Raw genomic sequence first — 24,509 nt, forward strand, 5'->3', positions numbered from 1 at the left:
CAACCTGCGAGGCTGACTGACGACGTGATGGCGAACCGATCGATCGGCAACCGGGCGAAACCGCGCTTCGTCATGAGCCGCGAGCCCGTGGCAATGTATGGCGCCCGGCCCGCCGACACCATCACGGCCAGCGGCCCTGACCCGCCGCGCACAAAGGCCGCACACATGACCGCACCCGACCAGGTCGCCAAGCCGCGTCAACAAAACTCCTGCAACGCAGCGGCCGTCCACACATGGCGAAAATGGAGAGGAATCGCGCACAGGAGGCGAGGAGCGCCGCCGGCGCGACCGGGAGGTAAGAAAACCCGGCGCCTGGCGTCTCAATCCGGCAGGTCGGTCACCGAAACGATGCGAAAGGTGCGCAGCTCGTCGTCATGTTCGCGCAGCGACACATACTCGCCGAGCCGGAACTCGTGGTTGGCAAATCGGTAGCCGGTCTCGTCGTCTTCCTCATCGCCATGGAGGTCGTAATGGAAGGCCCACGAGCCGCCCGGCTTGCGCACCAGGTGGCCGATCTCGTCACGCTCGTCGCCCCAGAAGCGGCGCACCCGGCAGCGGTCGCGCATGTTGTGCCAGTCCTCGACGTCGATGCGGTCGTCCTCATCGAGCGGCGCCGTGAACTCATAGCCGTGGTTGCGACTCCCCTCCGGGAAGTCGCGGGCGCGGGCAAGCTCGATGCGGATCTTCTTCATCGCCATGACGCGACTCGCCACCTTGCCTGGATCGGTTCAGTGCGACATCAGGGTCGGGATCGTCATGTGCTGGAGGATGTGCCGCGTGGCGCCGCCGAACACATACTCGCGCACCCGCGAGTGCCCGTAGGCGCCCATGACCAGGAGATCCGCGCCTTGATCGGCGGCCCGTGACAACAGCTCGTCGCCGACGCCGACTTCCTTGGTCGCCGAATGGCCGACCTCCACCTTGACACCGTGGCGCGACAGGCTCGTCGCCATCTCACTGCCCGGTATTCCGGTGCCGCTGCCGCCGTTTTCGCTCTCCGGGTTGACCCACAAAAGCTTGACGGATTTTGCCTTCTTGAGCACCGGCAAGGCGTCATAAATGGTCCGCGCCGCCTCACGCGAGGCATTCCAGCCGATCAGGACATTGTCGCCGATCGTCTTGAATTGGCCCGCATAGGGCAGAACCAGGACCGGCCGGCCGCTTTCCATGACGACGCGCTCGGGCGTCCCGATATCGCTTTCAAGCCCGCGCTCGGGATCGATCTGGGCGGTGACGACGAGGTCGGCGCAGATCGCCTGTACGACGATGCTGTTGGTGGTCACCGGCCCATCGGCTTCGATTCGGCGCCATTCGCAGACCACATCGGTCGGGATCTCGCGGTCGAAGATGTTTTTCAGCTTCTGGGCCTGCTCGTCGAAGAAGCGCTGCTCCGCCTCGAACACCTCGGTCGCCACCTGGATGGCGGCGGTGGCGTAGAAATACTGCACCTTGGGAACCACGTGCAGACCGATGAGATGGGCACCGAAGGTGCGGGCAATGCCTATTCCCGCTTCGATGATGGTCTCGGCGCGGTTGGGATCCTGCAGATTGAGCAAAATTGTGCGATAGCCCATGGCCTGCTCCTTGATCAGACGCGGGAGGCGCATGCCTCACGATACCAAGCTAAACTAGATTTTCGGGGCGGCCGCAACGATGACTTCGGTCAAAATTCCGGGTCGTGGCCGGCGGCCCTGTTCAAGAGCTCCAGATTGGGGACCAGGAAGGTCCGCGAATCCAGAGGACGGATGAAATTGCGGACCCTGAGCCGGGTGATCTGCCGGCTCACCGTCTCGATGGTCAGCCCAAGATAGTCGGCGATGTCGCTGCGCGTCAACGGCATCACGAAGCGCGCCTCGTTGGGCGTCTCGTCGCCGGCGCAGCCGATCATCGCCGAGCGGTTGGCGAGCATGAGCAGGAAGCTTGCGACCTTCTCCTCCGCCGTCTTGCGTCCGAGCAGCACCATCCATTCGCGCGCTGCGTCGAGCTCGTGCAAGGTGCGCTCGAACAGGCGGTGTTCGAGGTCGGGATGGCTGCTCATCAGCTTCTCGAAATCGGGCCGCTGGAAGCAGCACAGCTCGACCTCCGTGGCGGCCTCGGCGAAATATGGGTTCTTGGCGGAAAAGGCGCGGCCGAGAAAGTCGGGGGCGAATTGCAGGCCGACGATCTGCTGGCGGCCGTCGGCCAGCGTCTTGGTCAGCTTGACGACGCCGGAGACGATATTGCCGAGAAACGCCGCCGGCTCCTGGTCCGAGAGGATGGTTTCGCCAGCCCGGACGAGCTTGCGCCGCGCGATGCGATTGAGGTGCTCCAGCTCGTCCTGGTGCAACGCCCCGCATACGGCGCGGTTGCGAATCGAGCAATGCTCGCACCGCGAAATCTGCCCGGCGGTTACGTACCGATCATCCATACGGATCCGTCCAACGCCTATTTTGAATAACTCTATTCGCGCCACGGCAAAAAGGAAAGGACGAACGGCCGATGGCCGGCGGCCGGCAAGAGCCAGCAATGCCCTTGACCTGCATCAAGGCTCGCGCCGCGGCCGGAGCGCAAAGCTAGGCGCCATGACGGATCGCTTGCTGCAGGCCTATGCGCGCCCGGTGCCGCGCTATACCAGCTACCCGACGGCGCCGCATTTCTCCGATGCGGTGGGCACCGATGCCTATGACGAGTGGCTGGGCGGGCTTCGCCGTGGCGCCAGCCTGTCGCTCTACGTCCACATTCCCTTCTGCGACACGCTGTGCTGGTTCTGCGGCTGCCACACCAAGATCACCCGCCGCTATCGGCCGGTCGGCGAATATCTCGACCGGCTGAAGAAGGAGATCGCCGCCGTCGCGGCGCTGGTCGAGCCGGGCTGCGCGGTCAAGCACATCCATTGGGGCGGCGGTTCGCCGACGATCCTCAGGGGCGCGGACATAGGGGCGCTTGCCGAAGCGCTGCGCTCGGGCTTCAGCATCGACGACGCGGCCGAATTCGCGGTCGAGATCGACCCGCGGGACCTGAGGGCCGAGCAGCTCGACGCGCTGGCCGCCGCCGGGGTGACGCGGGCCAGCATCGGCGTACAGGATTTCAATGCCGAGGTGCAGGAGGCCATCAACCGGGTGCAGCCTTTCGAGGAGACGCGCGCCGTGATCGTGGGCCTGCGCGTCCGCGGTATCGGAGCCATCAATGTTGACCTGATGTACGGCCTGCCGAAGCAGACGCCCGCCGGCATCGCCAGCACCATCGACAAGGTTCTGTCGCTTGCGCCGGACCGTATCGCGCTTTTCGGCTATGCCCATGTGCCGTGGATGAAGCGGCATCAGCTGATGATCCCGGAATCTTCGCTGCCGAGCGTCGAGGAGCGCTTCTCGCAAGCCGATTTCGCCGCCCGCCTGCTGGTCGATGCCGGCTATCGGCGCATCGGCCTCGATCATTTCGCCCGCGCCGACGACCCGCTGGCGCTGGCCGCAGCGCGCGGGACCCTGCGGCGCAATTTCCAGGGCTACACCACCGACACCGCCGACGCGCTGCTCGGCTTCGGCGCCTCGGCCATCGGACGGCTGCCGCAGGGGTTCGTCCAGAACCAGGTGCCGATCCCCGACTATCTGCGCCGGGTCGACGAGGCCGGGCTGGCAACGGCGCGCGGCTATCGCTTCACCAGAGACGATCTGCGCCGTGCCCATCTGATCGAACGGCTGATGTGCGACATGAGCCTGTCCTGGTCGCAGATCGAGCGCCGCATCGGCCCCGCCGCCGATCTGCGCGCGGAGGCCGAAGAGCCGCTGTCGGCCTTTGCCCGCGATGGCCTTATCGAGCTGGGCCGCGACGGCTTTGCCGTCACCGAGCGCGGCCGGCCCTTCGTGCGCACCATCTGTTCGGCCTTCGACGCCTATCTGAAGGCGAGCCAGGCGCGCCACTCGATCGCGGTGTGAGCCGGCGATCTAGAGCGGACGGAACTCCGAAAACCCGTCGATGGGGGCCAGCGCCGCGAAGAGCGCATCGGTCTGCGCGGTGTCGAGAGGCCGCTGCGGCGGCAGCATGTTGAGCCAGGCCCGATCGCCGCGCGCGCGTGCAACAATGGCCTTGAGGGCGGGGATCGTGGGATACTGCGAGATAACCCGCCGCGCGCGGGTCGCGGTCTGTTGGGCTTCTTCGGCCGCCGCCGCGTCGCCGGCCCTCCAGGCCTTCAGGACGCGGCTTGCCAGACGCGCGGTGACGTTGGTGGTGGCCGAGATGCACCCCGTGCCGCTGGCCTTGAGATTGTCGAGCAGGAATTCCTCAGAGCCGGAAAAGACGTCGAAGCCGGGAAAGGCAGTAATGAAGGCCTTGGTGTTGGGGAAGTCGCCGGAAGAATCCTTCATGCCGACGAAGATGCCGGGAAAGGCCTCTCTGAGCCGCGCGGTCAGAGAGAGCGTGATCGGAACCGCGCTCGTCTGCGGGAAGTGATAGAGATAGATGCGCGAAGCAAGATCGCCGATCCGATCGGCAAGCCCGGCGAAGGCGGCGAACAGCCCATCCTCGCTCGGGTTCTTGTAATAGAAGGGCGGCAGGAGAAGCAGCCCGCCGGCGCCGGCCTCAAGCGCCGCGCGGCTCAGCGCCACCGTATCGTGCAGCGCCGGCGTTCCGGTGCCGAAGATCATGCGCTCCATCGGCAGGCCGGCCTCGGCCGCGCCTTCGATCAGCGCCATGCGGTCGGAAATGGCAAGCGAATTCGCTTCTCCCGTGGTGCCGAGCGGCGCCAGGCCATCGCAGCCATTATCCAAGAGCCAGCGGCAATGCGCCGCAAATCGCTCGACGTCGGGCCTGAGCTCGGCATCGAGCGGGGTCAGCACCGCCGCGAATATGCCCCGCAATTCGTTCCTTTCCGCCATCGACGCGCGCTCCTTGAGCAATTTCCGTCACCTCGGTATCTTCCCGCGCCTTGCCGCGCAAGGGCTTGCCATTGCCGGCCGCGGCCCCGATCTTTGCAGGGTCATGTGCGCAAAGGCTGCCCGCGGGCGCGCGCTCGCCCCCGATGTCTCGCCCCTCTTCAGGATCCGCGGCCTGACCAAGGTCTATGGCGAGGGCGCCGCCGCAGTGCACGCCATCCGCGGCATCGACCTCGACATCGCCGCAGGCGAGATCGTCGTTATGCTCGGGCCGTCGGGATCGGGCAAGTCGACCTTCCTCAACATCGTCGGCGGCCTCGACGAGGCGACCAGCGGCGAGGTCTTCTTTCACGACCGCTCGTTGACGGATATGGGCCCGCGCGAGCTGACCCGCTTTCGGCGCGAGCATGTCGGCTTCGTGTTCCAGTTCTACAATCTGATACCGAGCCTGACGGCGCGCGAGAACGTCGCCGTGGTGACTGAGATCGCGCCGCAGCCGATGCCGCCGGAAGAGGCGCTGCATCTGGTCGGCCTCGGCGAACGGCTGGATCATTTCCCGGCGCAGCTTTCCGGCGGCGAGCAGCAACGCGTAGCGATCGCCCGCGCCATCGCCAAGCGCCCCGAGGTGCTGCTCTGCGACGAGCCCACCGGCGCGCTCGATTCGAAGACCGGCGTGGTGGTTCTGGAAGCCATCGCGGCGGCCAATGCCGAGCTTTCGACCACCGTCGCCGTGATCACCCACAATGCCGCCATCGGCGCCATGGCCGACCGGGTGGTGCAATTCGCCGACGGCCGCATCGCCGCCATCGACGAAAACCGCGCGCGCGCGGCGCCGGCGACGATCTCCTGGTGAGGGCATGACGGCGCTGAACAAGAAGCTGTTCCGCGATCTCCTGCGCATCTGGGCCCAGGCGCTCGCCATTGCGCTGGTCATCGCCTCAGGCGTCGCCCTGCTGGTCATGGCCTACGGCGTCGCGCGCTCGCTGATCGAGACCCGCGCGGCCTATTATGAGCGCTATCGCTTTGCCGACGTCTTCTCAGGCTTGACCCGCGCCCCGGTGTCGCTCGCCGAAAGTCTGGCGTTGATCCCCGGCGTAAGCCTTCTGGAGCACCGCATCGTCGGCCGCGCGATCATCGAGATTAAGGATTTTCCGGAGCCGGTGTCCGGCCGCCTGGTGTCGCTTCCGGCGAGCGAAGAGCAGAAGCTCAACCAGCTCGTGCTGCGCCGCGGACGCATGCCGCACCCGGGCCACAACGACGAGGTGATCGCATCGGAAGCCTTCGCCGAGGCCCATCGCCTGGAGCCGGGGGCCCACCTCGCCGCCCTCATCAACGGCCGGCACGAGAACCTCGTTCTCGTCGGCGTCGCGCTGTCGCCGGAATATGTCTACGCCATCGATCCGGGCGCCATCATCCCCGACAATAAGCGCTTCGGGGTCATGTGGATGCAGCGCCCGGCGCTTGCCGCCGCCTACAATATGGACGGCGCCTTCAACGACGTCGCCATGACGCTTTCGCTCGGCGCCGACGAGGCGGCGGTCGGCGCGGCGCTCGACCGGGCGCTCGCACCTTATGGCGGCACCGGCGCCTATTCGCGCCGCGACCAGATCTCCAACTGGTACCTGTCCGGCGAGCTCGACCAGCTCGAGCTCATGGTCCGCTGGGTGCCGTCCATCTTTCTCGCCGTGGCCATGTTCCTGTTGCACATCGCCATGTCGCGGCTGATCGATACCGAACGCCAGGAGATCGGCCTGCTCAAGGCGTTCGGATACAGCGACGGCGCGGTGGCCTGGCACTACGCCAAATTCACGCTCGCCATTTCGTTGATCGGGATCGCCATCGGCTCGGCCGCCGGCATCTGGTTCGGCGCCCAGGTCACCGGCATGTATGTCCACTTCTTCCGGTTTCCGTTTCTGACCTTCGTCCTCAGCCCCGAAGTCTTCGCCACCGGGGCGCTGGTGGCGATGGCGACGGCGCTCGCTGGCGTCGCCGTTCCGGCGCTGCGCGCGGCCCGGCTGCCCCCGGCCGTGGCGATGCGACCGCCGGCGCCGGCGCGTTACCGGCCGACGGTCATCGAGCGCATCGGCATGGCCGGCCTGTTTTCCGGCACCTCGCGGATGATCCTGCGCCATATCGTGCGCTGGCCGCTGCGCTCCGGCCTGACGGTCGCCAGCACCGCGCTTGCCGTCGCCTTGTATGTTTCCAGCGCCTTCATGCTCGACGCCATGGACCTGATGATCGACATCGAGTTCAACCGCGCCCAGCGCCAGGACCTGACGGTAAGCTTCAACCACCCGGTGCCGCCGCGGGCCTTGCAGGAGCTTGCCACCATCCCCGGCGTTCTGCACGCCGAGGGCGCCCATGCGGTCGCGGCCCGCATCCGCCACGGCCATCTGTCGCGGCGCGAGGCGGTGATCGGCGTCGACCCGGACTCGCGGCTCGCCCAACTGCTCGATTCCGACCTGCACCCGATCTACGCGCCGCCGCGGGGGATGGCCATGTCGCGCAAGCTGGCCAGCCTGATCGACGCTGAGCCCGGCGACATCGTGCGTATCGAGGTGTTGCAGGACACCCGCCCGCAGTTCGACGTTCCGGTGGTGCGGCTGGTCGAACAGTATGTCGGCAGCAGCGCCTTCATGGACACAACAGCCCTTGAGACCTATCTCGGCGAGGGGCCGCGCGTCTCCAGCGCGCGGCTGGCCATCGACGGCGACCGGCTTCGGGACATCTACGACCGCCTCAAGCAGACCCCGCTCGTTGCAGGCGTCTCGCGCCTGGCCACCGCACGCGACGAGCTGCGCACGACCATCGAGGAGAACGTCACCATCATGACCCTGTTCAATATGGGCTTCGCGGCGCTGATCGCGCTTGGCGTCGTCTATAACGCCGCGCGCGTGTCGCTGAGCGAGCGCGGCCGCGAGCTCGCCAGCCTGATGGTGCTCGGCTATTCGCACGCGGAGGCGGCGGCGATCCTGGTCGGCGAGATCGCGCTCTTGACGCTGCTGGCGCTGCCGATCGGCTGCCTTGTCGGCTGGGCGCTGGCGGGCATGCTCGCCTCGGCCTATGAGACCGAGGTGTACTCCATTCCCTTCATCGTCGTCGGCCGCACCTACGGCATGGCGGTGCTGGTCGTGGTGGTCTCTGCGGTCATATCCGGCTTCGTGGTCGCGCGGCGCGTCGGCCGGCTCGATCTCGTCGCCGTGCTCAAGACGCGGGAGTGAGCGCGCCATGAACAGAAGCTTCAAACGGTCGATCGTCTGGCTTCTCGGCGCCGGCCTGCTTGCCGCCGGACTGGTGGTGGCGTTCTGGCCGCAGCCCGTTCAGGTCGATATGCAGACGATCGCCCGCGGGCCGCTGATGGTGACGGTCAGCGGCACCGGCCAGGTCAAGGTCGAGGACGTCTATACGATATCCGCACCCGTGCATGGGCGCCTCGGCCGCATCGAGATTCACGCCGGCGACAAGGTCTTCGCCAACGACACCGTCATCGCCCAGATCCGCGAGGCCGATCCGGCGCCGCTCGACGCGCGCACCCGCTCGCGGCTCGAGGCCGCGGTCAAGGCCGCCGAGGCGGCGCTGGCGCTTTCCCGCGCCGAGCGCAACAAGGCCAAGGCCGAGCTCGATTTCGCCCGCACGCAGCTCAAGCGCTCGCAGGAATTGGCGGCCCGCGGCGCGGTGTCCCAGGCCGCCCTCGACCGCGCGGAGATGGAGGTGCACACCTTCGAGGCCGCGCATGAAACGGCCATCGCCAATGTTTCGGTGCGTCTGGCCGAGGTGGAGCAGGCCCGCGCGGCCTTGATGCAACCCGACGACGACCGCGTGCTGCGGGAGCGATCGACCTGCTGTGTCGAGGTGCGCTCGCCGGTTTCGGGGCAGGTGCTGCGGGTGCTGCAGGAAAGCGAGATGGTGGTCGAGGCCGGCGCGCCGCTGCTCGAGATCGGCGCTGCCGACAAACTCGAGGTTGTCGTCGACCTGCTCTCCACCGACGCCGTCAAGCTTGCCTCCGGCGCCCGGGCCTTGATCGAGAATTGGGGCCGGCCGGGAGAACTGGAAGGCCGCGTCTCGCGTATCGAGCCCTACGCCTTCACCAAGGTCTCGGCGCTCGGCGTCGAGGAGCAGCGGGTCAATGTGCGTATCGAAATCGATTCGGGAAGGGCGCTGGCCCAGGGGCTCGGCCATGGCTACCGGGTCGAGACCCGCATCGTCGTCGCCGACCTCGCCGACATTGTCCGCGTGCCGATCAGCGCCTTGTTCCGCGACGCCGGACGGTGGACGGTGTTCGTGGCAAAGGATGGGCGGGCTGAGCGCCGCGCCGTCGATATCGACCACATGAACGACGAGTACGCCGAGGTCCGGGATGGTCTGGCACCCGGGGAGACGGTCATCGTCTATCCGAGCGACCGCGTCACCGAGGGCACGCGGGTGACCGCGCGCGAATAGTCAGGCGGTCTGGCTGATCGGCTCGGGCACCATGCCGTAGCGCCCCTGCTCGATCAGCTTGATCATGGTCGCCAACGTCACCGAATTCAGCGTCGCGCCGGAGATGTCGTCGATCTCGTCGAAAATCGCCTGCAGCGCCATGCCGATCGGGGTCTTGTCCTCGCGCCGGCTGCCGCGCTCCGTGACCTTGTCCGGCTCGAACAGGCTGATGACGTCGAACAGGGTGGTGCGCTTGACGTTGCCGGCGAACAGATAGCCGCCGCCGGCGCCGCGCACCGAGCGGACGAGCCCGGCGCGAACCAGCGTGTTGAGCACCTTGGCGAGGTGATGGACGGAAACCCCGTATGTCTCGCCGATCTCAGCGGCGGAGAGCTGCCGGGTCGGATCGCGCGCCAACTCCAAGATGGCATAGATGGCGATGCGGCTTGCGGTTTGCAGTTTCATTCCGACATCCTCAGTCGAGCTCCTTTTCGAGCTGCAGATAGGGGCCCGCGGTCATGCCCTCGCCGCGGAAGAACGACATCAGAAGATGGTTGTGGCGGGAAATCATGGTTCGCACGGTGTGCACGCCGACGGACTTGAAACTCTCCGATATGTGCGCCAGCAGAGCCTCGCCGACGCCGGACTCGCGGGCGGTGGGATCGACGGCGATGGCGAACACCCAGCCGCACTGCGCCGAGCCGAATTCCCACGCCCGCACTTCGCCGATAACGAAGCCGAGGACGTGCCCGCCGGCCGCCGCGGTCCCTTCCGGCTCGGCCAGAAAGATGAACAGATCCGCCGGCGGGCGCGCGTGAAGGCGCTTGAAGAGATCGTGCCAGTATTCCGTCTTGCGCATGCCGGTGACCCACTCGTCGAGCCGGATCAACGCCTCCGCGTCACTCGGCACGGCCGCGCGGATGCGGAATGCTTGCTTGCCGTCGCTCATCGCTCCTGATCCTGTCGGCGCGCCGGCCGGTTTTTCGGGGCGCCCGAGATTCGCGCTATTATATCGGCATTTTCGTACCATTATCCAAATTTTCTCACCCACCGGCCGCGAAAAACCCCGGCGCGACATCGGACGGGCATCGAATATGATACGGTTTTTTCAAATAATCGGTAGATTCTGTGTTATAATTTTTCCTGACATCGTCGGTCCGCCGGCGCGGCGCCGAAGGAGGACGTTTCGCACGATGAAGAAGACGCTCGAGCCCGGCCAGGGAACGATGCAGCGGATCATTGTCGACGAGCTGCGGGTAATCACCTTTCGCGCCGCCAAGGCGAACAAGGCGAGGGCCGCCACATGACCGCGGCCGCCCGACCCACCGACAAGAAGCTTGCGACCTACTGCTACCAGTGCGTCGCCGGTCCCGACCTGCTGAAGGTCAATGTCCGCGACGGCGTCGCCACGTCCGTGGAGCCCAATCTGGACGCCGCCGAGGTGCATCCGGGCGGCGGCAAGATCTGTGTCAAGGCCTACGGCCTGGTGCAGAAGGCCTACCATCCGAACCGCGTGCTGACGCCGATGCGCCGCACCAACCCGAAAAAGGGCCGCAACGAAGACCCCGGCTTCGTGCCCATCACATGGGACGAGGCGATGGAGGAGGTCGCCCGCCGGCTCAACGACATCCGCGCGCGCGGCCTGCTCGATGAATCCGGCTATCCGCGCGTCGCCGCGACTTTCGGCGGCGGCGGCACCCCGCAATCCTATATGGGCACCTTTCCCGCCTTCCTCGCCGCCTGGGGAGCGGTCGATTACGGCATCGGCTCCGGCCAGGGCGTCAAGTGCACCCATTCGGAGCACCTTTACGGCGAGTTGTGGCACCGCGCCTTCACCGTCTGCGCAGACACGCCGCTGACCCGCTACAACGTCTCCTTCGGCGCCAATATCGAGGCGAGCGGCGGGGTGTGCGGCGTCTGGCGTCACGCCAACGCGCGGGACCGCGGCATGAAGCGGGTGCAAATCGAGCCGGCGATGTCGGTGACCGCCGCCTGCTCCGCCGAATGGGTGCCGATCAGGCCGAAGACCGATCCCGCCTTCATGTACGCCATGATCCACGTAGCGCTGCACGAGCATCCGCGCGACGCTCTCGACGTGGCCTTCCTCAGGGAGCGCACCGGATCGCCCTATCTGATCGCCCCGGGCGGGTACTTCCTGCGCGACAAGGCCTCGAAAAAGCCGCTGCTGTGGGATTTGAAATCGAACCGCGCCGTTGCCTTCGACACGCCGGACACGGACGCAGCACTTGAAGGTGAATTCAAGGTCAGCGGCATCGAGGTCGGACCGGACGGCGAGACCGTCGATCACGCAGACATCGCGGTGCGCCCGGCCTTCGCCCATCTCGTCGATCACCTCGCCACGTGCTCGCCGGAATGGGCAGCCGGGATCTGCGACGTGCCGGCCGAGACCATCCGCCGGATCGCCAACGAATATCTCGAGAATGCCTGTGTCGGCGAAACCATCGAAATCAACGGGCAGGAGCTGCCCTTCCGCCCGGTCGCGGTGACGCTCGGCAAGACCGTCAACAATGGCTGGGGCGGCTATGAATGCTGCTGGGCGCGCACGCTGCTCGCCTGCCTCGTCGGCGCGCTGGAAGTGCCCGGCGGGACGCTCGGCACCACGGTCAGGCTCAACCGCCCGCTCGGCGAGCGCTGGGAAAGCGTCGCGCCGAGCCCCGACGGCTTCCTCGACTATCCGATGAACCCCACCGACAAGGCGAATTGGCACGCCCGACCCAACATCCGCAACGCCTATCGCACGCTGGTGCCGCTCGCCGGCAATTCCGCCTGGAGCCAGGCGCTCGGGCCGACGCATCTGGCCTGGATGTTCCAGGACGCGCCGCCCAAGAACCTTCCCAAGCCCACCCAGCCCGACCTGTGGTTCATCTACCGCACCAATCCGGCGATTTCCGCCTGGGACGCGCCCGGCGTTGCGCAGAAGATCGCCCGCTTTCCGTTCATCGTCGCCTTCGCCTTCACGATGGACGAGACCAACCACATGGCGGACATCCTGCTGCCCGACTGCGTCGACATCGAGAGCACCCAACTCATCCGCATCGGCGGCACCAAATATATCGAGCAGTTCTGGCACTATCACGGCTACGCCTTGCGCCAAGCGGCGATTGCGGCACGCGGCCAGTCGCGCGACTTCACCGATATCGCCACCGAGCTTGCCGAGCGCTGCGGGCTGCTGGAGCCCTATAATGACCGCCTCAACCGCGGCAACACCGTGGTCAGGCTGACGGGCGATAATTACGATTTCTCCCTCGACACCGGTAAGAGCCATTCGCGCGAGGAAATCTGGGACGCGATCTGCCGCGCGGCGAGCGCCGAACTGACCGGCGGCAAGGAAACCGACGGCCTCGACTGGTATCGCGAGCACGGCCTGAAGGTCGTCCCCTTCTCCCAGACCAACTGGTATCTCTACCCGCGCATGGTCGAGCTCGGCCTGCGCTTCGAAATGCCCTATCAGGAGCGCCTCAAGCGCGTCGGCGCGGAGCTCGCCGATCGCCTGCACGAGCACGGCATCGACTGGTGGGATACCCAGCTCACCGAGTATCAGGCGCTGCCGGCGTGGAAGGATTTCCCGGCGATCTGGATCGATGCGGCGCGCGAAGCCGGCGGCGGCGAGGATTTCCCGTTCTGGCTCGTGACCTCGCGCAGCATGCAATATGCCTGGGGCGGCAACGCGGCCATCCAGATCGTCAAGGAGGTCGCCGACAATGTCGCCGGCCATGGCGGCGTCGTCATCAATGCCGGCAAGGCCGACGCACTCGGCATCGCCGAAGGCGACCTCATCGAGGTGCGCTCGTCGCTGCGCGCGACCAAGGGCCGGGCGATCCTGCGCCAGGGCATCCGCCCCGACACGCTGTTGATGATCGGCCAGTTCGACCATTGGAAAACACCCTATGCCAAGGACCTCGCCACCCCGAGCATGAACACAGTCACGCCGATGTCGCTGAAGCTGACCGACGCCACCGGCTCTAGCTCCGACGTGGTGCGGGTCGCCGTGCGCCGGCTCGGAGCAGCCCCATGACCCGCTATGTCATGGTCGCCGATCTGCGCCGCTGCGTCGGCTGCCAGACCTGCACGGCCGCCTGCCGCCACACCAACGCGACGCCGCCTGGCGTGCAGTGGCGCCGGGTCATCGACGTCGAGGTCGGCGAATATCCAGACGTCCAGCGCGCCTTCATGCCGGTCGGCTGCATGCATTGCGCAGATCCGCCCTGCATGAGCGTGTGCCCGTCGACCGCCACCCGCCAGCGCCCCGACGGCATCGTCACCATCGACTGGGACCTGTGCATCGGCTGCGCCTATTGCTCGGTCGCCTGCCCCTATCAGGCCCGCTACAAGGTCGATAAAGCCGAATTCGCCTATGGGGACGAGCCGACGGAGGCGGAGGCCGCGCAATTCGACGAGCGCCAGCTCGGGGTCTCGCAGAAATGTAACTTTTGCGCCGACCGAATCGATGATGGCTGCGCCAAGGGACTGACGCCAGGCATCGACGCGGACGCGACGCCGGCCTGCGTCAATTCCTGCATCGCCGATGCGCTGCACTTCGGCGACATCGAGGACCCGGACAGCAACGTCTCGAAATTGATCAAGGATCACAAGCACTTCCGGATGCACGAGGAGCTCGGGACCGACCCCGGCTTCTACTATTTGTGGGATTGAAGAGCGATGTTCTCGATCAAACCGGTCATTCAGAGCTATTGGGATTGGCGCGCGGCCGGCAATTTCACCTTCGGCGGCACCGGCTCCGGACTGGTGATCATGACCGCGCTTGCCGCAAGTTTCCTCGGTCTTGCGCCGACCATTCCGATGGTTTCCGCGCTTGGTTTCATCGCTTGCGGGCTGTTTCTGGTGTGGCTCGAAATCGGCAAGCCTTGGCGCTTTCTCAACGTCTACCGCAACCCGTTCACGTCCTGGATGTCGCGCGAGGCCTATGCGGCGGCGGCGCTGTTCGCGACCGCGCTTGCGGCGATCCTGCGGCCTTCGCCCCTGTTTCTCTGGTTGGCGGCGCTGTTCGCCCTCGCCTTCCTGTTCTGTCAGGCAAGAATGCTGCAGGCATCTCGCGGCATTCCGGCTTGGCGCGACGGCGCCATCGTGCCGCTCGTCATGGCCACCGGGCTCGCCGAGGGAACGGCCGTGCTGCTCCTCTTCCTGCTGGCCATGAGGACGGTATCGGTCCCCTTGGGCACCGCGCTGATCGTCCTCCTCGTCCTGCGCGCCGGCGCCTACCGCATCTACCGCGACCGGCTGCGCGACGGGCGGGCGCCCACCGCGGTCGTGAACCGTCTCGGCGAGATCGACAGGACGATTTGGGTCCTTGGCCTCGCAGCACCGCTGTTTTTCGCCGTTCTGGCGCTCGCCTGGCCGCTTGCGCACGGGTTCGGCATGGGTCTGGCGGCGCTTTGCGCGCTGCTCGGAGGTTGGTATGCTAAGGTGAATATCGTCCGCAAGCTCGCCCACGTGCAGGGCTTGGCGGTGCGGCACATGCCGGTGCGCGGCACCGGCCGGTCCGGGGCCTCGGTTCAGCCGGGGTGGCCCGCGAAGCGGTAAATGTGCCGCGATTTGGCGAAAGAGTATCGCGCTTGCGGCCATCACGGCTATTACGCAAAGCCGCGGTCTCGTTTATTCTTTTAGGGCGAGATGCCGTGCGTGTGCCGGAAGCGGGACACTCAATGCCATGAGCGCCCGGTTCGCCACGCGCCTCTTCGGGCCTAGGCAAGGAAGGAAGACATGCTCAGCAAACGCATCCTCAGCGTCAATCTGAACGGCCGCGATCGTCAGGATCTCGTGCCCGACAATCTGCTGCTGGTCGAATATCTGCGCGAGACCATCGGCCTGACCGGAACCAAGCAGGGCTGCGACGGGGGCGAATGCGGCGCCTGCACGGTGCTGATCGACGGCAAGCCGTACATGTCGTGCATCACGCTGGCCGCAAGCGCCGAGGGAAAGCGCGTCGAGACCATCGAGTCGCTGGCCAGGAACGGGCGCATGTCGGCCGTTCAGCGCGGCTTCCACGAAAAGCTCGGCTCCCAGTGCGGCTACTGCACGCCGGGCATGATCATGTCCTCCGAAGCGCTGCTGCGCCGCAATCCCAAGCCGACCCGCGAGGAGATCCAAACCGCGCTCGGCGGCAATATCTGCCGCTGCACCGGCTATGTGAAGATTATCGAGGCGGTCGAGATGGCGGCCGCGGAGACAGCCTCATGAATATCGCCGAAAAGATCGCCAAGAAGCCGAGCCACGTCGTCGGCAAGCCGTCGCCGCTCGTTGACGGCATCGAGAAGGTCACCGGCCGGGCGAAATATTCCGCCGACCTGCCCTTCGCCGACGCCTATGCCGGCGCCATTTACCGCAGCCCCTACGCCCATGCGGAGATCCTCGAGCTCGATCTTTCCGCCGCGCGGGCGCTTAACGGCGTCATCGCCATCGTCACCGGCGAGGATTGCGCCGAGACCTACGGCGTCCTGCCGGTCGCCATGAACGAATACTGCATGGCCCGCGACCGCGTCCGCTATCGCGGCGAACCGGTCGCCGCCGTTGCCGCCGCCAATCTGCGCACCGCCAAGAAGGCGCTGTCGCTGATCAAGATGAAGGTGCGCGAGCTTCCCGAATACCAGACCGTCGCCGAGGCGCGCGCGCCCGACGCGGTGCTGTTGCACGACAACAAGCCCGGCAATCTCGAACGCGAGGTTCATGACAGTTTCGGCGATGTCCCGGCCGGCTTCGAAACCGCCGATCTGGTGCGCGAAAACAGCTATCACTGCGCCGAGGTCACGCATATGCAGATGGAGCCGAATGCGTGCCTTGCCGAATATGACGTCGAGCGCGAGGAGCTGATCCTGAAGACCTGTACCCAGGTGCCCTATTACGTCCACCTGATGCTGGCCCGCTGCATGGACATGGATTCCTCGAGGATCCGGGTCATCAAGCCGTTTGTCGGCGGCGGCTTCGGCCATCGCAGCGAAACGCTGAACTTCGAGCTGATCGCGGGCCTGCTGGCGCGCGCGGCCAAGGGCAAGGTGGCGTTGCATATGAGCCGCGAGGAAACCATCCTGACCCATCGCGGCCGCCCCGAGACCGACATCAAGGTGAAGATCGGCCTCACCAAGGAAGGCCGCATTACCGCGGCCGAATGCGAGGTCGTTCAGATCGGCGGCGCCTATGGCGGCTACGGCATCGTCACGGTGCTGTATTCCGGCAACCTGATGCACGCGATCTACGACATTCCGGCGACCAAATATGACGGCTACCGCGTCTACGCCAACCGCCCGCCCTGCGGCGCCATGCGCGGGCACGGCACGGTCGATATGCGCTATGCGTTCGAATCGCTGCTCGACGAGATGGCGATCGAACTGGAGCTCGACCCGTTCGAAGTGCGGCGCCAGAACCTGCTGACGGCGCCGACCGAGACCATGAACGGGCTGAAGGTCACGAGCTACGGCCTGCCCGAGTGCCTCGACAAGGTCGAGGCCGCGAGCGACTGGAAAAAGCGCATCGGCAAACTGCCGCCCGGGCGCGGCCTCGGCATGGCCTGTTCGCATTATGTCAGCGGCGCCGCCAAGCCGGTCAACTGGACCGGCGAGCCGCATGCCACCGTCAACGTCAAGCTCGACTTCGACGGCGGCGTGACCATCCTCACCGGCGCGTCCGATATCGGCCAGGGCTCCTCGACCATCGTCACGCTGGCCGTCGCCGAGGTATGCAAGCTCGACATGGGCCGCATCCGCGTCATCGCCAATGACAGCGCCATCACGCCGAAGGACAACGGCTCCTATTCCTCGCGCGTCACCTATATGGTCGGCAACGCGGCCATCGACGCGGCAAAGAATCTCAATAGCATTCTTGTCGCCGCCGCGGCCGCCAAGCTCGACGCCAAGCCCGAGGATATCGAGGTCGATGTCGAGACCTATCGCGTCTCCGGCAGCCAGGACCCCGGCCTCAGCTTCAAGGAGGTGGTCAGGGAGGCGCTGGTCGACACCGGCACCATCACCGTCAAGGGCACCTTCACGGTGCCGAAGGAGTTCCAGGGCGGCAAGCATCGCGGCGGCGCCGTCGGCTCGACCATGGGCTTCAGCTACGCCGCCGTGGTGGCAGAGGTCGAGGTCGACCAGGACACCGGCCAGGTGCGCGTCGAAAAAGTCTGGGCGGCGCAGGACTGCGGCTACGCCATCAACCCGCTCGCCGTCGAGGGTCAGATCCAGGGCGCCGTGTGGATGGGCCTCGGCCAGGCGCTGAGCGAGGGTACCCGCTTCCACGGTTGCCTGCCGCTGCACGGCAACATGCTCGACTACCGCGTGCCGACCATCGTCGAATCGCCGCCGATCGAGACCTACATCGTCGAGAGCATCGACCCTAACGGCCCGTTCGGCGCCAAGGAGGCGAGCGAGGGGGCGCTTGCGGCTTTTCTGCCGGCGCTCACGGCCGCCGTCGCCAACGCCACCGGACTGCGCGTCACCGAGCTTCCGGTGACGCCCGACCTGATGGTCGAGGCGCTGGCCCGCAAGCAGCACCGCGACCGCGTCGAAAAGGCGAGGAAAACCGCCGCATGACCGAAGTTCTTCCCGAATTCCGGGTGCTGCGCCCAAAAAGCGAGCAGGAAGCCATCGCCGCGCATCTGGAAAACGAGCGCGCGCGGTTTATATCCGGCGGCACCGACCTGATCCCCAATGTGCGCCGCGGGCTCGGCGATCCCGCCGTGCTGGTCGACCTGACCGGCATCGAAGCGCTCAAGAAGATCGTTCGCTCCAAGACCGGAACGCGCATCGGCGCCGGCGTCACGCTGACCGAATTGGCCGAGAACAAGGACATCGCAAAGAGCTATCCCGCGCTCGTTACCGCGGCCTCCTCGATCGCCGGACCCGGCCACCGCAACGCCGGCACGGTGGGCGGCAATCTGTGCATCGACACGCGATGCGTCTTCTACAATCAGAGCGAATGGTGGCGCCAATCCAACAATTACTGCCTCAAATACCAGGGTACGGTCTGCCATGTAGCGCCGAAGAGCACCTATTGCCACGCGGCCTTCAGCGGCGATCTCGCCCCGGTGCTGCTGGTGTTCGGCGCCAAGGTCGGGATTGCCGGCGCGGAGGGAACGAGGCAGGTGCCGCTGCCCGAGCTTTACGGCACCGACGGCCAGAACTATCTGGCGTTGCAGAGGGGCGAGTTCGTCACCGCCGTGCATCTGCCGGCCAAGGTTCGCCCGGCAAGCTATGAAAAGATGCGCGTGCGCGGGGCCATCGACTTTCCGCTCGCCGGCGTCGCCGTCGCCTTGACCCGCAAGGGCACGGCGGTGGAAAGCCTCGCCGTCGCCGTGACCGGCACCAACTCGCGCCCGTTCCTGGTCGCGGGCACCGAAGAGCTGGTCGGCGGGCCGCTCGACGAGGCGGCGCTCGAAAAGCTCGGCGACCTGGTCCAGAAACAGGTCTCGCCGATGCGCACCACAATCGTTTCCCCGTTTGGACGCCGGCGCATCGCCGCAGCCTTGGCGCGGCGCCAAGCGCATGCACTTTTCGAGCGGTGATGGCGCTTAAGGCTAAGCTCTTCAAGCGCAAACCGCCCAAATGGGTCACCGACGCCGGCGCGGCCAAGCGCCTCGACGCAAGGCCGATGATCGCGCGCGGCGAGGAGCCGCTGCGGCCGCTCATCGATCTTGCCGAGGGGATCGCCGCCGGCGGAACGCTGATCGTCGAGGCGCCGTTCGACCCCGCGCCGCTGCGCCGCATGTTGTCGCACATGGGCTTCGAGGACCATGCCGAGGAGCTGGCGCCCGGCCATTGGCGCATCCATTTCCGCCGCCGCGCCGCAGCTGAAGCCGAAGCGGCGGCGAACGGAGCCAAGGCGGCGCGAATCTGGAGCGAGGCGGAGGTCTGGCACATCGATGTGCGCGGCCTGGAGCCGCCCGAGCCGATGCACGCCATTATCTCGCTGATCGAAACGCCCGCCGTCGGCGGCCCGGTCATCGTCCACCACGAGCGCGAGCCGGTCTATCTCTATCCGGAGCTGGCCGAGCGCGGCTGGCGCTGGGCGCAGATCGCCGGCGAGCCAGGCGAGGTCCGCCTGCGCCTCGACCGGGACGAAGAGGCCGAATGAGTCTCGGCGCGGCCTTTCTCGGCGGCGCCAAGAGCCGGCTGTTGCCGGTCTCGATCCCGTTCCGCTTCTTTCTCGCCGGCATCGTCTTCCACATCCTGATGTGGTTCGCCCTTCTGCTCGCGGCCGGAGAGGCGCTCAACCATGCGGGAGGACTCGGGCCGACGCTCGGCGCCCTGCATTTTCTGACCCTCGGCGTGTTCGCGACGGTGGCCATCGGCGCGGCCTTGCAGATGCTCCCCGTCGCCACCCGACAGCCGATGCCGACCTCCTGGCCGATCCGCCTCGGCTTCTGGCTCTACGTCCCCGCCGTGCCGGTGCTGGTCCACGGCATGGCGAGCTACGATGTGACCCTGATGGCATGGGGCGGGGCGTTCGCCGGCTTCGGCATGCTGCTGCTGGCGGACCTTCTCGCCGACAATCTGCGCCGCGCCAGGAACCTGCCACTGGTCGCGGCCTATGGCTGGCTCGCCACCGTCTCGCTCGTCGCGCTGGTGCTCGCCGGACTTGCCCTGGTGTTCGATTTCGACCTCGCCTTCCTGCCCGATCATGCCGGCATCGCTTTGGCCCATGTCGTTCTCGCCGTGTTCGGCTTCATGGGCATGCTGGCGATAGGCTTCAGCCACATCCTGGTGCCGATGTTCGCCCTGTCGCCGGCGCCGCCGCGCACCATCGGCAAGGCGGGCTTCGTCCTGTGGGCGGGCGCGATCGGCTTCGCGGTGGCCGGCGCGCTGTTCGACAAGTCGGTGCTGTTCGCGGCCGGCGCGGCGCTGGCGCTTGCGGGCTCGGGCGTCTATCTGTGGACCATGGGCTGGGTCTGGCGCCGGCGGCTGCGCAAGCGACTGGGCCTCTCCTTCGTGCTGGTGCGGCTTTCCTGGGCGTTGCTCCCGGTCAGTCTCGCAATCGCGCTTGCCGCCAGCTTCGGGCTTGCCGGAGACCGCGGGGCGACGCTAGCCGGCTTCCTCGCCCTGTGGGGCTGGCTTTTGACCTTCCTACTGGCCATCCTGCAGCGCATCATGCCGTTTCTCGCCTCCATGCACGCCGTCAAGGTCGACGGCAAGCCGCCGCTCGTCTCCGAGCTTACGCCGGCGCTTCCCTTGCGCATCCACGCGCTCTGCCACGTCGCGGCGCTGATCCTCATTGCCGCCGGCATCGCGCTCGACCTTGCTCTTGCCGTCCGCCTCGGCGCGGTTGCAGGCCTTATCGGCAGCGTCGCCTTCGCGGCCTTTGCCTTCCCGCTCACGCGGCGGCTGTTCTTCACCGCCGCCCCGCCGGCCTAAGATCGCCGCCGCTGTGCCTTGCCGCCGGATTCGTGACAGAATTGATCGATGGACCATGAGAACCGCCGGGACACTCGCTGCCCGTATGGCGACTCGCTTGCCGAGGCGGTGATCGCCAGCCTCCGGCAGCCTGTCCTGGTGCTGAACGAATCGCTGGCGGTGGAGAAGGTCAATCCCGCCTTCCTTCGCACGTTCCGCACCACCGTGGAGGGAACGATCGGCCAGCCGATTTACGATCTCGGCGAGGGAGAATGGAACATTCCGCCGTTGCGGACGTTGCTGGAGGATATTCTTCCGAGGGAAAGAAGCATCGATGACTTCGAGATGCGGCATGAGTTCGCGCAAATCGCAGAGCGGATCATGCTGCTCAATGCACGCCGGATCGGGCGACGCAACCTGATCCTGCTCGTGATCGAGGACATTACCGAGCGCAAAGAGGCGCAGGAACGCCAGCAGATGCTGATGAGCGAGTTGAGCCACAGGGTCAAGAATCTGCTCGCGCTGGTCGATTCCATGGCCTCCCAGACCCTTGCCAAGAGCCGTTCGCTGAAGGATTTTGGCGAGGCGTTTCACGGCCGCATCCGCACGGTGGCGCGCTCTCACGGGCGCCTGTTCGCAAGCGAATGGACCAGCGCCGATATCGAAGAGCTGGTGCGGGAGACGTTCGACGGCTGCGCGATCGATGCCTTCCGCGTCGACATGGACGGCGAGCGCGTGATCCTGGCCCCGGACCACGCCATGGCGCTCAACCTGACAATTCACGAATTATGCACCAATGCGGTCAAGTATGGGGCCCTGTCCGTTCCCACCGGCAGGGTCCGCATGCGGTGGTCGGTGGAGCAGCGCGACGGCGCCCGCTGGATCCGACTTGAATGGCGGGAAAGCGGCGGACCGAGGGTCAGACAGCCGAGGCGCAAGGGGTACGGGACGCGATTGATCGAAACACTGTGTCCCTATGAGCTCGCGGGCGAGATCGATCTTCAGTACAGGCCGGACGGACTCGTTTGCGCGCTGGCGTTTCCGCTTGAGTGAATTGCGGTATCGGTGGAACGGTCGCCCATGCGGCGGCAAGTTCCAGAAACGAAGTAGTGTAATGACGTTGGCCGAAGCGAAGCCCGACATTGCCGGAAAAAATATCCTGATCGTCGAGGATGAGCTGCTTCTCGCGCTCGATCTGCAATCGATCGTGGAGGATCTCGGCGCCGTCGTCCTCGGCCCGGCATCGTCGATCGAAACGGCAATGGCCCTGCTCGGCAAAGACGCGCCGGACGCGGCGCTGCTCGACGCCAATCTTCGGGGCAGCCGGGTAACGCCGGTCGCCGAGGCACTCAAAGAGCGCAATATCCCCTTCGTGATGGTCACCGGCTATGGACGCTTGGCAATGGCCGAAGCGATCCTGGAGGAAGCGCCGCGCGTGCGAAAGCCGTTCAGCCCGGAGGATATCCGCGCCGCTCTCGCCGACCTGCTCGACACCTCGCCTTAAGAGCGGCACCCGCAGCCGGCCCGCCGCGCGGTAACATGTGTCCACGCACAAAGAAAAGGCTCAGGGAAAGGACAATTTGCCGCCGTTCGAGCCGCTCCGGCCGGTTGCCTCGTCGATTAATCCGTATTATAGTACCGAATTAGTTATTTGAACCGCTTCAACGCAAGGTAAGCCTCATGGACTTCGCGCGACACATCACTCGCACCCTGCACGACGAGCATCTGGCGACCATCGCCCTCATCAACCGGATGGAAGACCGCATCGTGGCGCACCGGCCGGGCAACCCGCCGGACGCCGCCGACCCGGAGGTCGCCAAACTTCTGCGCGACATCGCAAGCTCCGTGGAGGCGGAGATCAAATCCCATTTCGCCTTCGAGGAGGGCTCGCTGTTCCCGCGCCTCGAGGAGAGGGGAGACGGCGGCATCGGCGAATTGCTGACCGAAGAGCATCGCGTCGTGCTGCCGATCGGCGAGCGGCTGGTGGCGCTCGCCCGCGCCGCCCGCGAGAACGGCTTCAACGCCGAGAGCTGGGCCGAGTTCCGCCGCCTCGCCGGCGAGTTCGTCGAGCGCATGATCGCCCATATCCAGAAGGAGGAAATGGGCCTGTTGCCGGTTCTCGACGACATTATTGACGAGGATCAAGACGCCGAGCTCAGCACCGCTTACGCTATGAGCCGGTAGCAGGCAGCGCCGGCTCCGGGAGGCCGAACCCCATGGCAAGCAAGACCAACGAAATGATCGTCCGGCCGCTCGAAGCGGCGGATCTCGAAGCCGTCATCGCCATCGACACGGCGACCGCGGGACGGGCGCGCAACGGCTTCTTCGAACGCCGCTTCGCCGCCGCGGCCAAGGACCCGAAACGGTTCGTCTATGTCGGCGCCGCCGACAATGGCGCGCTCAAGGGCTTCGCCTTGGTCCGCATTCTCGCCGGCGAATACGGCACGGCCGATGAGATCGCGGTGCTCGACGCCATCGGCGTGGAGCCTGCGGCGCAGGGCCAGGGCATCGGCCAGGCGCTGTTGACGCGGATCGACGAAGCCATGCGCGAGAAGAACATCCGCGAGGTGCGCACCCAGACCGACTGGACCAGCCACGAGCTGCTCGGCTTCCTCGAAGCGGCGGGATTCGAGCTGGCGCCGTGGCTGGTGCTGTCGCGTGACGTCAGCCACCCGGCCGACTGGTAGGCGCCGGACGACAAGGAGACCGCAGGCCATGGCGAATCCCGGACCGCGCATTCCGCCCCGCGCCGACGAGGCGGCCGAGATCGACTATTCCCAGCCCGCCATCGACGATTTCGAGGCGCTGTCGCGCGACAGGCTGCCGGTGCGTTCGATGCGCGCGGAGGACCTTAACGCGCTGATCGCCATCGACCGGCGCATCACCGGCCGCGAACGGCGCGCCTATTACGAGCACAAGCTCGCCGAAACCATGGACGAGACCGGCGTGCGGGTTTCCCTCGTCGCCGAGCAGGACGGACGCCCGGTCGGCTTCATCATGGCACGGGTCGATTTCGGCGAGTTCGGCCGCACCGACCCGGAGGCCGTCATCGACACGATCGGCGTCGACCCGACGAGCACCCGCCAGGCCGTCGGTACGGCGATGATGTCGCAGCTGATGGTCAACCTGATGGCGCTTCAGGTCGAGCGGGTGCGCACCGAGGTCGTCTGGAACAATTACCCGCTGACCTCCTTTCTGGAACATTGCGGTTTCAAGCCGGCGCAGCGGCTGGCGCTCAAACGAACGATCTAGAGCGGTTCGTTGACCGCAGTCCTGTTCACACCGTTAAAGAGCAGGAGGGCAAGCTTCGCCCACGGGCAGCCCCGCCATAGTGCGGGACGAGCGGCCCCTGGACGCCCTCCCCGGGCGGCCGCGCCGACTCAATAAATGCAGACCCGCCGGAGGCGCCGCTCCTCTCCCCGTGGGCGGTGTCGGATCCGGACCACGCCCCCGCACGGAAGAAGATGCGTCCGAGTCTAAGGGCGCTCCGGAGAGCGGCGATAACTTTGCCGGAAAAAATTGTTGCCGGTTAACGGAAGGTTAAGATGGGGCAAGGGCGTTGCCTTCCTCGCCTCCCCCCTTGCGGGGGAGGCCGGGCGCCGGAGCGCCGGCGAGGGCGGCAGGGAGGGGGGTCAAGGCGAGTGGGCCGAAACGCGAGTCCGGCAGCACAAGAAGCGGCTGCTCCGCTCACCCCCACCCAGCTTCGGCTAAGCTCGCCTGCGGCCCGCCAAGCCTGTACATCCCTCCCCCGTCAAGGGGGAGGGGAAGTTTGGTTTGGGGCTTCCCTCCTCTGGTCATCCCGGCCGAAGCGGAGCGGAGAGCCGGGATCCAGTAACCTCCAGCGTCAATGATCGGGCTCGGCGGATACTGGGTCACCCGGTCAAGC

General features: G+C 66.4%; 24 protein-coding genes. 17 read left to right on the forward strand and 7 right to left on the reverse strand.

Features of this window, described 5'->3' with window-relative positions:
• From Q8P46_05510 to Q8P46_05525, 4 genes are all read right to left on the reverse strand, one after another.
• Window positions 1-191, reverse strand: a 191-nt coding sequence (locus tag Q8P46_05510; GenBank protein ID MDP2619618.1) for a hypothetical protein, incomplete at its 3' end; no start/stop codon positions are given.
• 129 nt (window positions 192-320) lie between these two features.
• Window positions 321-698, reverse strand: a complete 378-nt coding sequence (locus Q8P46_05515) for a hypothetical protein (GenBank protein ID MDP2619619.1) — start codon at window positions 696-698, stop codon at window positions 321-323.
• A gap of 30 nt (window positions 699-728) precedes the next feature.
• Window positions 729-1,574 (reverse strand): universal stress protein, encoded by an 846-nt coding sequence (locus Q8P46_05520; protein ID MDP2619620.1) that lies wholly within the window; start codon window positions 1,572-1,574, stop codon window positions 729-731.
• A gap of 89 nt (window positions 1,575-1,663) precedes the next feature.
• Window positions 1,664-2,407 carry a Crp/Fnr family transcriptional regulator gene (locus tag Q8P46_05525; protein ID MDP2619621.1) on the reverse strand — a complete coding sequence of 248 codons (744 nt, stop codon included), beginning with the start codon at window positions 2,405-2,407 and terminating at the stop codon, window positions 1,664-1,666.
• Between the two features lie 154 nt (window positions 2,408-2,561).
• Between Q8P46_05525 and hemN the strand changes: the two genes are divergently transcribed.
• Window positions 2,562-3,911 (forward strand): oxygen-independent coproporphyrinogen III oxidase, encoded by a 1,350-nt coding sequence (gene hemN, locus Q8P46_05530; GenBank protein MDP2619622.1) that lies wholly within the window; start codon window positions 2,562-2,564, stop codon window positions 3,909-3,911.
• Window positions 3,912-3,920: 9 nt separating this feature from the next.
• On the opposite strand, the gene Q8P46_05535 is transcribed toward hemN, so the two are convergent.
• Window positions 3,921-4,850 carry a dihydrodipicolinate synthase family protein gene (locus Q8P46_05535; protein MDP2619623.1) on the reverse strand — a complete coding sequence of 310 codons (930 nt, stop codon included), beginning with the start codon at window positions 4,848-4,850 and terminating at the stop codon, window positions 3,921-3,923.
• A gap of 103 nt (window positions 4,851-4,953) precedes the next feature.
• Here Q8P46_05535 and Q8P46_05540 point away from each other — a divergent pair, with 103 nt between their 5' ends.
• From Q8P46_05540 to Q8P46_05550, 3 genes are read left to right on the forward strand one after another with little or no spacing between them, the layout of a single operon-like run.
• Window positions 4,954-5,700: an ABC transporter ATP-binding protein gene (locus Q8P46_05540; protein MDP2619624.1), complete on the forward strand. Its 747-nt coding sequence runs from the start codon at window positions 4,954-4,956 to the stop codon at window positions 5,698-5,700.
• A gap of 4 nt (window positions 5,701-5,704) precedes the next feature.
• Window positions 5,705-8,068, forward strand: coding sequence for an ABC transporter permease (locus Q8P46_05545; protein MDP2619625.1), 2,364 nt, complete (start codon window positions 5,705-5,707; stop codon window positions 8,066-8,068).
• A gap of 7 nt (window positions 8,069-8,075) precedes the next feature.
• Entirely contained in the window at window positions 8,076-9,287 is a 1,212-nt protein-coding gene (locus tag Q8P46_05550) for an efflux RND transporter periplasmic adaptor subunit (protein ID MDP2619626.1), read from the forward strand.
• On the opposite strand, the gene Q8P46_05555 is transcribed toward Q8P46_05550, so the two are convergent.
• Both Q8P46_05555 and Q8P46_05560 read right to left on the reverse strand, forming a co-directional pair.
• A complete protein-coding gene (locus tag Q8P46_05555; GenBank protein MDP2619627.1) occupies window positions 9,288-9,731 on the reverse strand; it encodes an Rrf2 family transcriptional regulator in 444 nt (147 codons plus the stop codon).
• A gap of 10 nt (window positions 9,732-9,741) precedes the next feature.
• Window positions 9,742-10,215 carry a GNAT family N-acetyltransferase gene (locus Q8P46_05560; GenBank protein ID MDP2619628.1) on the reverse strand — a complete coding sequence of 158 codons (474 nt, stop codon included), beginning with the start codon at window positions 10,213-10,215 and terminating at the stop codon, window positions 9,742-9,744.
• Between the two features lie 354 nt (window positions 10,216-10,569).
• On the opposite strand from Q8P46_05560, the gene Q8P46_05565 reads away from it, so the two are divergent.
• From Q8P46_05565 to Q8P46_05625, 13 genes are all read left to right on the forward strand, one after another.
• A complete protein-coding gene (locus Q8P46_05565) occupies window positions 10,570-13,302 on the forward strand; it encodes a molybdopterin-dependent oxidoreductase (protein MDP2619629.1) in 2,733 nt (910 codons plus the stop codon).
• Window positions 13,299-13,940 carry a 4Fe-4S dicluster domain-containing protein gene (locus Q8P46_05570; protein ID MDP2619630.1) on the forward strand — a complete coding sequence of 214 codons (642 nt, stop codon included), beginning with the start codon at window positions 13,299-13,301 and terminating at the stop codon, window positions 13,938-13,940. The genes Q8P46_05565 and Q8P46_05570 overlap by 4 nt, the downstream gene beginning before the upstream one ends.
• A 6-nt stretch (window positions 13,941-13,946) precedes the next feature.
• Entirely contained in the window at window positions 13,947-14,828 is an 882-nt protein-coding gene (locus tag Q8P46_05575; protein MDP2619631.1) for a hypothetical protein, read from the forward strand.
• Window positions 14,829-15,008: 180 nt separating this feature from the next.
• On the forward strand, window positions 15,009-15,485 hold the full coding sequence (gene hcrC / locus Q8P46_05580) for a 4-hydroxybenzoyl-CoA reductase subunit gamma (GenBank protein ID MDP2619632.1): 477 nt from the start codon (window positions 15,009-15,011) through the stop codon (window positions 15,483-15,485).
• Window positions 15,482-17,827, forward strand: coding sequence for a 4-hydroxybenzoyl-CoA reductase subunit alpha (hcrA, locus tag Q8P46_05585; GenBank protein ID MDP2619633.1), 2,346 nt, complete (start codon window positions 15,482-15,484; stop codon window positions 17,825-17,827). Before hcrC ends, hcrA begins: the two co-directional genes overlap by 4 nt.
• Window positions 17,824-18,798 (forward strand): 4-hydroxybenzoyl-CoA reductase subunit beta, encoded by a 975-nt coding sequence (gene hcrB, locus Q8P46_05590; GenBank protein MDP2619634.1) that lies wholly within the window; start codon window positions 17,824-17,826, stop codon window positions 18,796-18,798. The genes hcrA and hcrB overlap by 4 nt, the downstream gene beginning before the upstream one ends.
• Entirely contained in the window at window positions 18,798-19,367 is a 570-nt protein-coding gene (locus Q8P46_05595; GenBank protein MDP2619635.1) for a DUF2249 domain-containing protein, read from the forward strand. Before hcrB ends, Q8P46_05595 begins: the two co-directional genes overlap by 1 nt.
• Complete coding sequence (locus Q8P46_05600; GenBank protein MDP2619636.1) at window positions 19,364-20,644, forward strand: hypothetical protein; 1,281 nt, start codon at window positions 19,364-19,366, stop codon at window positions 20,642-20,644. Before Q8P46_05595 ends, Q8P46_05600 begins: the two co-directional genes overlap by 4 nt.
• Window positions 20,645-20,692: 48 nt before the next feature.
• A complete protein-coding gene (locus Q8P46_05605) occupies window positions 20,693-21,676 on the forward strand; it encodes an HWE histidine kinase domain-containing protein (protein MDP2619637.1) in 984 nt (327 codons plus the stop codon).
• Between the two features lie 61 nt (window positions 21,677-21,737).
• Entirely contained in the window at window positions 21,738-22,127 is a 390-nt protein-coding gene (locus Q8P46_05610; protein ID MDP2619638.1) for a response regulator, read from the forward strand.
• A gap of 176 nt (window positions 22,128-22,303) precedes the next feature.
• Entirely contained in the window at window positions 22,304-22,807 is a 504-nt protein-coding gene (locus tag Q8P46_05615; protein ID MDP2619639.1) for a hemerythrin domain-containing protein, read from the forward strand.
• 32 nt (window positions 22,808-22,839) lie between these two features.
• Window positions 22,840-23,310, forward strand: coding sequence for a GNAT family N-acetyltransferase (locus Q8P46_05620; protein ID MDP2619640.1), 471 nt, complete (start codon window positions 22,840-22,842; stop codon window positions 23,308-23,310).
• A 28-nt stretch (window positions 23,311-23,338) separates the two neighbouring features.
• A complete protein-coding gene (locus Q8P46_05625) occupies window positions 23,339-23,875 on the forward strand; it encodes a GNAT family N-acetyltransferase (protein MDP2619641.1) in 537 nt (178 codons plus the stop codon).
• Window positions 23,876-24,509 lie beyond the last annotated feature (634 nt).

It is taken from the genome of Hyphomicrobiales bacterium (assembly GCA_030688605.1).
GTDB lineage: Bacteria > Pseudomonadota > Alphaproteobacteria > Rhizobiales > NORP267 > JAUYJB01.

What these genes read in the sequence shown, in the direction of transcription:
- Q8P46_05610 (MDP2619638.1), top strand. Translation starts at nt 21,738, where the DNA reads ATGACGTTGGCCGAAGCGAAGCCCGACATTGCCGGAAAAAATATCCTG.
- Q8P46_05555 (MDP2619627.1), bottom strand. Translation starts at nt 9,731, where the DNA reads ATGAAACTGCAAACCGCAAGCCGCATCGCCATCTATGCCATCTTGGAG.
- Q8P46_05625 (MDP2619641.1), top strand. Translation starts at nt 23,339, where the DNA reads ATGGCGAATCCCGGACCGCGCATTCCGCCCCGCGCCGACGAGGCGGCC.
- Q8P46_05535 (MDP2619623.1), bottom strand. Translation starts at nt 4,850, where the DNA reads ATGGCGGAAAGGAACGAATTGCGGGGCATATTCGCGGCGGTGCTGACC.
- hcrA (MDP2619633.1), top strand. Translation starts at nt 15,482, where the DNA reads ATGAATATCGCCGAAAAGATCGCCAAGAAGCCGAGCCACGTCGTCGGC.
- Q8P46_05615 (MDP2619639.1), top strand. Translation starts at nt 22,304, where the DNA reads ATGGACTTCGCGCGACACATCACTCGCACCCTGCACGACGAGCATCTG.
- Q8P46_05595 (MDP2619635.1), top strand. Translation starts at nt 18,798, where the DNA reads ATGGCGCTTAAGGCTAAGCTCTTCAAGCGCAAACCGCCCAAATGGGTC.
- hemN (MDP2619622.1), top strand. Translation starts at nt 2,562, where the DNA reads ATGACGGATCGCTTGCTGCAGGCCTATGCGCGCCCGGTGCCGCGCTAT.
- Q8P46_05545 (MDP2619625.1), top strand. Translation starts at nt 5,705, where the DNA reads ATGACGGCGCTGAACAAGAAGCTGTTCCGCGATCTCCTGCGCATCTGG.
- hcrB (MDP2619634.1), top strand. Translation starts at nt 17,824, where the DNA reads ATGACCGAAGTTCTTCCCGAATTCCGGGTGCTGCGCCCAAAAAGCGAG.
- Q8P46_05540 (MDP2619624.1), top strand. Translation starts at nt 4,954, where the DNA reads ATGTGCGCAAAGGCTGCCCGCGGGCGCGCGCTCGCCCCCGATGTCTCG.
- Q8P46_05550 (MDP2619626.1), top strand. Translation starts at nt 8,076, where the DNA reads ATGAACAGAAGCTTCAAACGGTCGATCGTCTGGCTTCTCGGCGCCGGC.
- Q8P46_05605 (MDP2619637.1), top strand. Translation starts at nt 20,693, where the DNA reads ATGGACCATGAGAACCGCCGGGACACTCGCTGCCCGTATGGCGACTCG.
- Q8P46_05570 (MDP2619630.1), top strand. Translation starts at nt 13,299, where the DNA reads ATGACCCGCTATGTCATGGTCGCCGATCTGCGCCGCTGCGTCGGCTGC.
- Q8P46_05525 (MDP2619621.1), bottom strand. Translation starts at nt 2,407, where the DNA reads ATGGATGATCGGTACGTAACCGCCGGGCAGATTTCGCGGTGCGAGCAT.
- Q8P46_05565 (MDP2619629.1), top strand. Translation starts at nt 10,570, where the DNA reads ATGACCGCGGCCGCCCGACCCACCGACAAGAAGCTTGCGACCTACTGC.
- Q8P46_05515 (MDP2619619.1), bottom strand. Translation starts at nt 698, where the DNA reads ATGGCGATGAAGAAGATCCGCATCGAGCTTGCCCGCGCCCGCGACTTC.
- hcrC (MDP2619632.1), top strand. Translation starts at nt 15,009, where the DNA reads ATGCTCAGCAAACGCATCCTCAGCGTCAATCTGAACGGCCGCGATCGT.
- Q8P46_05520 (MDP2619620.1), bottom strand. Translation starts at nt 1,574, where the DNA reads ATGGGCTATCGCACAATTTTGCTCAATCTGCAGGATCCCAACCGCGCC.
- Q8P46_05620 (MDP2619640.1), top strand. Translation starts at nt 22,840, where the DNA reads ATGGCAAGCAAGACCAACGAAATGATCGTCCGGCCGCTCGAAGCGGCG.
- Q8P46_05575 (MDP2619631.1), top strand. Translation starts at nt 13,947, where the DNA reads ATGTTCTCGATCAAACCGGTCATTCAGAGCTATTGGGATTGGCGCGCG.
- Q8P46_05600 (MDP2619636.1), top strand. Translation starts at nt 19,364, where the DNA reads ATGAGTCTCGGCGCGGCCTTTCTCGGCGGCGCCAAGAGCCGGCTGTTG.
- Q8P46_05560 (MDP2619628.1), bottom strand. Translation starts at nt 10,215, where the DNA reads ATGAGCGACGGCAAGCAAGCATTCCGCATCCGCGCGGCCGTGCCGAGT.